The sequence below is a fragment of the Kytococcus sp. HMSC28H12 genome (assembly GCF_001816045.1).
Lineage (GTDB): Bacteria > Actinomycetota > Actinomycetes > Actinomycetales > Dermatophilaceae > Kytococcus > Kytococcus schroeteri.
Window position 1 is genome coordinate 1 of sequence record NZ_KV824689.1, and the last position, 8,507, is coordinate 8,507.

General features: G+C 70.0%; 9 protein-coding genes. 6 read left to right on the plus strand and 3 right to left on the minus strand.

Annotation, left to right across the window (positions count from 1 at the left end; translation table 11 throughout):
• The first annotated feature begins 176 nt into the window (after positions 1-176).
• Positions 177-2,534, plus strand: coding sequence for an excinuclease ABC subunit UvrA (locus HMPREF3099_RS11160; RefSeq protein ID WP_070706117.1), 2,358 nt, complete (start codon positions 177-179; stop codon positions 2,532-2,534).
• 72 nt (positions 2,535-2,606) lie between these two features.
• Here HMPREF3099_RS11160 and HMPREF3099_RS11165 read toward each other — a convergent pair whose 3' ends face one another.
• The 3 genes from HMPREF3099_RS11165 to HMPREF3099_RS11175 all read right to left on the minus strand — a co-directional run bounded on the left by HMPREF3099_RS11165 (position 2,607) and on the right by HMPREF3099_RS11175 (position 5,591).
• Positions 2,607-2,870, minus strand: a complete 264-nt coding sequence (locus HMPREF3099_RS11165; RefSeq protein ID WP_070706119.1) for a hypothetical protein — start codon at positions 2,868-2,870, stop codon at positions 2,607-2,609.
• Between the two features lie 134 nt (positions 2,871-3,004).
• Positions 3,005-4,120 carry an amidase domain-containing protein gene (locus HMPREF3099_RS11170; protein ID WP_070706121.1) on the minus strand — a complete coding sequence of 372 codons (1,116 nt, stop codon included), beginning with the start codon at positions 4,118-4,120 and terminating at the stop codon, positions 3,005-3,007.
• A 670-nt stretch (positions 4,121-4,790) separates the two neighbouring features.
• Positions 4,791-5,591 carry a VOC family protein gene (locus tag HMPREF3099_RS11175; protein WP_070706123.1) on the minus strand — a complete coding sequence of 267 codons (801 nt, stop codon included), beginning with the start codon at positions 5,589-5,591 and terminating at the stop codon, positions 4,791-4,793.
• 75 nt (positions 5,592-5,666) lie between these two features.
• Between HMPREF3099_RS11175 and HMPREF3099_RS11180 the strand changes: the two genes are divergently transcribed.
• The 5 genes from HMPREF3099_RS11180 to HMPREF3099_RS11200 form a co-directional block, all read left to right on the plus strand.
• On the plus strand, positions 5,667-6,323 hold the full coding sequence (locus HMPREF3099_RS11180) for a TetR/AcrR family transcriptional regulator (RefSeq protein WP_237769852.1): 657 nt from the start codon (positions 5,667-5,669) through the stop codon (positions 6,321-6,323).
• A gap of 42 nt (positions 6,324-6,365) precedes the next feature.
• Complete coding sequence (locus HMPREF3099_RS11185) at positions 6,366-6,917, plus strand: DinB family protein (RefSeq protein WP_070706126.1); 552 nt, start codon at positions 6,366-6,368, stop codon at positions 6,915-6,917.
• A gap of 27 nt (positions 6,918-6,944) precedes the next feature.
• Entirely contained in the window at positions 6,945-7,376 is a 432-nt protein-coding gene (locus HMPREF3099_RS11190; RefSeq protein WP_070706128.1) for an NUDIX hydrolase, read from the plus strand.
• A gap of 51 nt (positions 7,377-7,427) precedes the next feature.
• Positions 7,428-7,883 (plus strand): DUF3995 domain-containing protein, encoded by a 456-nt coding sequence (locus HMPREF3099_RS11195; RefSeq protein ID WP_070706130.1) that lies wholly within the window; start codon positions 7,428-7,430, stop codon positions 7,881-7,883.
• Positions 7,884-8,012: 129 nt separating this feature from the next.
• Positions 8,013-8,507, plus strand: a 495-nt coding sequence (locus tag HMPREF3099_RS11200; RefSeq protein ID WP_141762150.1) for an alpha/beta hydrolase, incomplete at its 3' end; no start/stop codon positions are given.

The following is an 8,507-nucleotide window of genomic DNA, read 5'->3' on the forward strand; positions in this document are numbered from 1 at the left end:
CCTCGGCATCGAGGTCACCGTGAAGGGCGACCCCGCCACCCTCACCCCCACCACCCTGGTCACCGAACTCGTCCCCAACCCCTGACCCGCCCTGCCAGCAACACTGGAGCCCTCCTCAAAACCCCTGCCCCACAACGCCGCCCGAGGTTGTCCCCGCGGGGTCATAGGCTCGCCCCGTGACCCAGGACCAGCAGTCCGCCCACGCCGCCGACCGCCACGACACCATCCGGGTGCGCGGCGCCCGTGTGAACAACCTCAAGGACGTCGACGTCGACATCCCCAAGCGCCGCTTCACCGTGGTCACGGGCCTGTCCGGCTCGGGCAAGTCCTCCCTGGTCTTCGGCACGCTCGCGGCCGAGTCTCGCCGCCTCATCGACGAGACGTACCCCTCGTTCGTGCAGCAGTTCATGCCGTCCAACCCCCGCCCGGACGTCGACTCCCTCGAGAACCTCAGCGCCGCCGTCATCGTCGACCAGGAGCGCATCGGCACCAACGCGCGCTCCACCGTCGGCACCGCCACCGATGCTGCCGCGATGCTCCGCATCGTCTGGAGCCACCTCTCCGAGCCCCACGTGGGTGGCTCGCAGGCGTTCAGCTTCAACGTCGCCAGCTCCTCGGGGTCGGGAATCCTCAAGGTGGACAAGAAGAACGCCAAGGGCGAGACCAAGAAGGGCGAGAAGGCCACCTTCGAGGTGATCGGCGGCATGTGCCCCGAGTGCGAGGGGCTGGGCACCGTCGCCAGCCTCGACGAGGACCTCATCGTGGACCGCGACCTCTCCCTGGACGACGGTGCGATCCTCGTGCCGGGCTACCCGGTGGACTCCTGGGGCTGGCGCAACTACGCGGAGTCCGGCGGCCTGGACCCGGCCAAGAAGGTGGGCGACTACTCCCAGAAGGAGTGGGACTGGCTGATGTACCAGGACGCCACCAAGGTCAAGATCGGCGACATCAACATGACCTACGAGGGTCTGATCGTGCGCATCCGCCGCACGTGGTTCGGCGACCGCGAGCCCAAGCAGGCCCACATCAAGGCCTACCGCGACAGGATCTCCACCACCGCCGCCTGCCCGGAGTGCCACGGCACGCGCCTCAACGAGGCCGCCCGCACCGCCACCGTGCACGGCAGGACCCTGCCCGAGGTGAGCGCGATGCAGGTGGACGAGCTCGCCCAGTGGGTCGCCGGCCTCGACGAGCCGAGCCTCAAGCCCACCCTCGCCAAGCTCACCGGCATGCTGCAGGCGATGACGGAGATCGGCTTGGGCTACCTCTCCCTGGACCGCGCGTCGTCCACCCTCTCTGGTGGGGAGGCGCAGCGCATCAAGATGGTGCGCCACCTGGGCTCGTCGCTCACGGACATCAGCTACGTCTTCGACGAGCCCACCGTGGGCCTGCACCCGCACGACATCGAGCAGATGGTGGGTCTGCTGCGCTCCCTGCGCGATGCGGGCAACACCGTGCTGGTGGTGGAGCACAAGCCCGCGGTCATCACCGCCGCCGACCACGTCATCGACATCGGCCCCGGATCGGGAACGGCCGGTGGCGAGGTGGTCTACGCCGGCCCCTTCGAGGGCCTGGCCGGCAGCGACTCGGTGACCGCCCAGCACCTCGAGCACCGCCCCACCCTCCGCGACGACGTGCGCACCCCGAAGGGCGCGTTGGAGATCCGCGGCGCGACCACGAACAACCTCAAGGGCGTCGACGTCGACGTGCCGACCGGCGTTCTCGTGGCTGTGACCGGTGTGGCGGGTTCGGGCAAGAGCTCGCTCATCCACGGCAGCCTGGGCAAGCGGGGCGACGTGCTGGTGATCGACCAGTCGCCCATCAAGGGCTCGCGCCGTTCCAACCCGGCCACGTACACGGGCCTGCTCGACCCCATCCGCAGCGAGTTCGCCAAGGCCAACGGGGTGAAGCCGGCGCTGTTCAGCCCGAACTCCGAGGGCGCCTGCCCCGAGTGCAAGGGCGCCGGCGTGATCTACCCCGAGATCGCCCTGCAGAATGCCGCGCCGACCCCGTGCGAGGTGTGCGGCGGGCGTCGCTTCCGCGAGGATGTGCTGGAGTACGAGTACCAGGGCCTGTCCATCGCCGACGTCTTCGACCTCTCCGTGGAGGAGGCCGCCAAGGTCTTCACCAGCGGCAAGGCCAGGACCCTCATCACGCGGATGCTGGACGTGGGCCTGGGTTACATCCGCCTCGGCCAACCGCTGCCCACCCTCTCCGGTGGTGAGCGCCAGCGCCTCAAGCTGGCCGCGCAGCTCAAGGAGTCGGACATCTTCGTGCTCGACGAGCCGAGCTCGGGCCTGCACATGGCCGACACCGCGAAGCTGGTGGACATGCTGCAGGGCTTGGTGAAGGGCGGGGCCACCGTCATCGCCATCGAGCACAATCTGGACGTTGTGAGCCAGGCCGACCACGTGATCGACGTGGGCCCCGGCGCCGGTCGCCAGGGCGGCGAGGTGGTCTTCACCGGCACCCCCGCGGAGCTCACGCTGGCCGACACCGCCACCGGCCGCGCGCTGAAGACCGCCACGGCCTGACGCGGTGACCGTGGCCAACGAGGCCCGGTCTCCCTGGTGGGGCCGGGCCTCGTCGGTCGATAGGGTCGCCGCTCAGCGGGGGATGTCCTCGTCGTGGGGCTGCACGACGTAACGGTCCCCGTCCTCGCTCACGTCCCACACGGTGACCGTCGCGACGGGGCCGTCGGCGGTGCTGACCTGCACCTGGTGGTTGCGGGCCATCTGCTCCCCGGTCAGCTCGCGGACCGTGAGCTCGGAGGCGGCGTCAGCGCCTCCAGCCTTCTCGCGCACGGCGTTCAACCAGTTGCTGGTCTTGGGCTCGAAGCCCTCCCCGGAGAACTCACAGACCGAGTCCACAGTGGCTTCGGGGCCGGTTTCCTTCAACAGGGCCGAGACCACCTCGGTGGGCGTCTCCCGCCCGCTCCCGCACGTGCCCTGGGAGCACCCCGTGATGGAGGCTGCTGTCAGGGCCGCGATCAGTGTAATGCGGATCAGACAGCGGTGGCGAACCATGTGCGTCCCGACTTACCCATGGCGGTGAAGGGCTTGTTGAGGGTGTCGGTGGTGTGGTACGAGAGCAGTGGGACCCCGTTATCGATCTTTGTGACCACCATGGTGTGGTTCATGTTGGCCGACCCACCTTCCTTGTACTGCAGGATGTCACCATTGCGCAGGTCATAGACGTTGGGGAGTCGCCCTGCCTGGCCAGACTTGTTGCGGGCAAAGCGGTAGAAGTTCTCTGCGCCTGCCCAAGTCCAACTTGCCTTGACCGCGAGGCCGCCAGAGTAGTACCACGTCGTGTCGTCTCTGTACCACCCGTTTCGGGTCCGCCACCCGCCTGCCTTAAGGGCTTGCGAGATGAAACTGGTGCAGTCGTTCGAGAACGGCTTGTAGGCGCTGTTCCTGGAGAGGGCGTGCCGGCGACCGTAGTCGCGCACGGTGGTGTTGTTGGCTACGTTCGAGTATCCGGTGTAGATGCCCGCCGCGGTGCCCCCGGTGGGACGCGTCGAGGATGAAGGAACCTGCAAGGCCGGCGGCAGAGGGGGCAACTCGGTGTCGGACGGTTCTACTGACTCGTCGGTGTAGTCGATGCCGAGTGAATCTGCCATGGAAGCTACTGAGGGGTCCGTTCGGACGATCTCAGGGGAGACGGCAAAGAACGTACCTGCCGGAACGCCTTGCGTGGCCTCGTCGACGATAACGAAGGTTTCCATCTCCTCCCACGTCGTTCCAGTGTTCAGGGTGCGGACCGTGTGCAGCGTGACAAGGCGACCGCCCTCGAGCGCGGTGGTGGAGACGGCAGCCGACTGCGTCTTCACGACCAGGAGGCTACCGTCCTCCTGCATGGCGTCATACATGGCGTCGACCCTGTTCGCCTCGGCCCTTACGGACTGCGCATTGGTCTCGGCGTCGGCGGTAGAGTATGCGCCGATCGTCTGGATGCTCCCGTCGGCAACTTGGCTCTCGTTGATTTGCGTGACAAGGGTGGCCAACTCGGCGGCCCCCATTCCAGATGGCTGGGTCGGTGTGTCAGCGGTGGGTGCAGCAGCGGTGGGTGCGGCCAACGCTAAGGAGATCACGGTGATCGTGGACAGGGAACGCAACATGAAGCATCCTTTCGAAAAAGTTGCAGGCAACCTTAGGTTGCAGACAACATTGGGAACGGCGATCCCGGGAGGGTGACGTTCGCGAAGGATGCGCAGAAGTTACGTATGGGATGATCCCGAGAGCTTCAAGATACTTGGGGAGTGCGGGAGTGTCAAGGGGGGTGTCACTATGGGATTCGCCAAGCGGCTGCGCCGGGTGATGCCGTCTCGGAGCATGGCGTGCGGGATATCGCGCCGACGTCGAGCCAGGCAGATCGGGGAGGCGTCGTGCGTCTTGCCCTGGGCGCGCTTTCGGCAGAAGTAGGCGCGGCTGGTGGGTTCGGACATGGCGGCGATGGCCGACAAGGAGGACGCGCGCTCGAGCTGCTTGTTGCCGTCAATGGGAGGGATCCTCGCCACGGCTCAATGTGTCTGATCTTCGGGTGATGGGCGCCAGTCGGGCGTGGGCCGCCGGATGTCCCGATGTGGCGAACGAGCCCCCCGACGTGGTGAGCCAGTCCGAAGGGTCCTCGTCGTGGACCAGTGAAAGCCACCGGGTTGGTGAGGTGGTGCACTGGCGCCTCGGTGTCGACATGGTGCATGCCGGCACTACGACCGGGCAGGCGCTGCAGGGGGCCGTCGGTGGTTGACGAACATGTGGAGGTCCGGCGGGCGCACGCGGGGGATCGGGTCAACCCTCGGGAACTTGGTGCTGCATCTCCTCCGAGCCCTCGAACAGCCCGAACGCCGCACCCGCCGGGGTGGTCAGGTGCGCCGAGCGACCGAACTCGAGTTCCATCACCTCACCCACCTGCCCGGCACCGAGTTCACGCGCCCTCGCCAGCACCGGGTCGAGCTGCGGCACCAGCGTGTACTGCACCCACAGTGCCTCGGCGCCGGCCTCCAACGGCCCGATGCCGAAGATCCCGTCCTGACCCAGCTGCGCCACCGAGTAGGGCGCCATCTGGTGGTCGAAGGTGAACCCGAACAGCTCGCCGTAGAACGCCTCGGCGGCCGCCACGTCCGGGGTCAGCAGGTCCTGCCAGCAGGGGAAGCCCAGCTCGTCGACCGCGCCGTAGCCCAGCATCCCGTGGCTCTCGTAGAAGGCCACCAGAGCCCCGGCGGGGTCCACGATCGCCGAGAAGCGTCCATGGTCCGGCACCGTGGTGGGCGCGATCTCCTCGGTCGCCCCGAGCTCCAGGGCCTTCGCGTGCGTGACGTCGGCATCGTCGGTGGCCAGGAAGACCGCGGCCACGTCGACCCCGCACGGCAGTGCCGGGCCGATGCCGAACACATGGCGCCCGTCGATCTGGGCCGTGGTGTATCCGCCCATCTCCGGGCCACCAGCGGGGATGTCCATGGCGATCAGTCCGGGCTCGACCTCCCGGGAGAACAGGGCACGGAAGAACGCGGCCGTGCCGTCGGGGTTGGTGGTCCAGAAGTCCCGCCAGATGGGCGTCCCGGCGCGTTGGGTGGTGGTGCGTGCGGTCATGGTGCAGGTCCCTTCAGAGGAATGTGAACGGTGTCCACATGTAGGATGTGTTCACCGTACACATCAAGGAGTCCCGTGCCAAGCCCCCCATCCGATCCCGGTGAGAACCCCGCCCCGCGCGGGGGCTACCACCACGGCGACCTGCGCGCCGCCCTCATCGAGCAGGCGGAGGCCGTGGCCCGGGAGAAGGGTCCGGAGGCACTGACGATGCGGGCGCTCACCCGCCAGGTGGGCGTGAGTGCGAACGCGGCCTACCGCCACTTCGCCGACCGCGCCGCCCTGGTGCAGGAGGTCACCTTCCGGGCCCAGGCGGCCGTGGCCCGCGCGATGGACGCCGCCCGGGCCGGCCTCCCCGCGCAGGCCGATGGGGCGGCTCACCTCACGGCCGTGGGGCGCACCTACATCGAGGCCGCACGGGCCGAGCCCGGGCTGTTCCGCACGGCCTTCACCGAGCCGGCGGACCTCGAGCTCTCCGCCGACCCCCGGGCCGCTGGCGATTCGGGCCTCACCCCCTTCCTGCACCTGTCCGATGCCCTCGACCGCATGGTCGCCGACGGCTCGCTGGCCGCTGAGCTGCGCGAGGGCGCAGAGGCGCCGTGCTGGTCGGCCGTGCACGGGTTCTCGATGCTGGTCGTCTCCGGCCCGCTGCGCAGCGCACCGGACGAGGTGGTCGACGCCCTGGCCGCCCGCACTGTGGCCACCGCCGTGCACGGCATCACCCAGGCGCCGTGAAACCCGCTTGACCGGCAGTGCCCCAGCGGCGAGCCTCCCCCCATGACCACCGCAGCGCCGAACCTCCCCGCCACCACCCCCGACCCGCCGGACACCCGACCCGACCAGGCCTTCCTCGCCGGCGACCGGGAGAACCTCGAGTGGTGGGTGGAGCTGTACCGACAGACCCTGCCGCTCAAGGTCGGCGGGCTCACCGGCGAGCAGCTCGCCCAGCGCGCGGTCCCCCCATCGACGCTGTCGTTGGCGGGCATCGTCCGCCACCTCACCGAGGTGGAGCTGTACTGGTGCGGTGAGGTCGTCGCGGGTGCGGAGGTGCCGGACGTCTACTCCACCCCCGCCTCACCGGACGGGGACTTCCTCGATGCCGGGGCCGCGACCGCCGTACAGGATGTCGCCGCCTTCTCCGATGCGGTGGACCGCGCCCGCGCCTGGTGTGCGGGGGTCACCGACCTCGACGCCCCGGTCGCCGGCACCCGCCACGGGGACCCGGTGAACCTGCGCTGGGTGTACGCGCATCTCATCGAGGAGTACGCCCGGCACCTGGGGCATGCGGACCTGCTGCGCGAGGTCGTCGACGGCCGCACCGGTTACTGAGCGGGCGCCGCCGCTACCCTCGCGACCATGACTGCGACGTCCGCCGACCAGCCGCCCATCGTCGTCACCGGGGTGGTGGTCCGCGACGGCGCCGGCCGCGTCCTCACCGTCCGCAAGCGCGGCACCGAGCGCTTCATGCTGCCCGGCGGCAAGCCCGAGGCGGGGGAGTCGCCGGCGCAGACCGGGGCGCGGGAGCTGGGTGAGGAGCTCGGGCTGCGGGTGGACCCCGCATCGATGCAGCTGCTCGGCGCCTTCTCCGGCCCGGCGGCCAATGAGCCGGGCCGCCTCCTGAAGAGCACCGTCTTCCACGCCCGTCCCGAGGGGGAGCCTCGGGCGGCCGCCGAGATCGACGAGCTGCGTTGGCTCCCGGTGGATGCCGGCGCGCTCGAAGCCGAGATCGCCCCCGAGCTCCTGGCCCCGCTGCTGGCCGACCACGTGCTGCCACTGCTGCGGGATTGACCGGCGAGAAGACTGTGGCGCGGGATCGCGCGACTCCGGCAGGCTGGACCCATGAGCGACGGGAGGGTGTGGTTCACCACGGCCATGCTGGCCGGGCTGGTCCACGCCGCCGCCAGCCTGTTCTGGACCCTCGGTGGTACGTGGCTGCTGGACACGGTGGGTGACTTCGCCGTCGAGATGCAGGAGGAGGGTGCCGCCTCGACCCGCGCGCTGCTGGGTGCCGTCACCCTCGCGAAGGCTGCCGGTGCCGTGGTGCCCTGGTGGGGGCACCGCAGCCAGCCCGCCCCGCGGTGGATCCGGGTGGCCTCGTGGGCAGGCGCCGGGGTGCTGCTCCTCTGGGGCGGTGCCGGGATGCTGGGAGCCTGGGCGGGTCTGGCCGGTGGCGGCACGCTGCAGGACCCGGCGCTCGCGGGGCACGCGCTGCTGTGGGACCCGCTGTTCGTCCTCTGGGGTGCGGCGCTCGCGGCCGGCCTCCGCGCCACCCGCCCCGGCGATCTCGACACCTGATCACTGCGATGTGCGCGGATCCCCGGCGTGTCGCGTCAAAGTGGACACCTGACAACTGCGAGTTGCGGAGGGGGTGAGGGGGGACGGGGTCGGCCCCGGTGAGCGCCGGACCCCGCTAGCGTGCGGGGCATGGCCGAGAACCCGCAGGACACCGCCGTGCTCGAGGACGAGGTCATCGCCCGCCTGGAGGACCACGCCCCGCCGACGGGCACGGACATCGGCAGCCACGGCCTGGTGGTGGAGACCTTCGGTTCCGAGGAGGCCACCACTGCCACGGTGCTGGTGCACGGCGGCTTCTGGCGCCCCGGCATCGACCGCACCCACCTGCGGGCCGCCGCCCATGTGCTGGCCGACCACGGGTTCCGCGTGGCCCTGCCGGAGTACCGCCGTGAGCCGGGCAACCCGATGGGAAGCCTCGCCGACCTGCTGGCCGTGGACGAGCTGCTCACCGAGCAGGGCTGGTACGGGCAGGGGCCCGTGGCCGGCGTGTGGGTGGGCCACTCCGCCGGCGGCACCTTGGCGCTGCTGCGCGCGATGGAGCCCGGCCGGCCCGAGGTGGCGGCCGTCTCCCTGGCGGGCGTCACCGATCTCACGCGCGGCGCGCGCGAGGGCCTCGGTCACGGC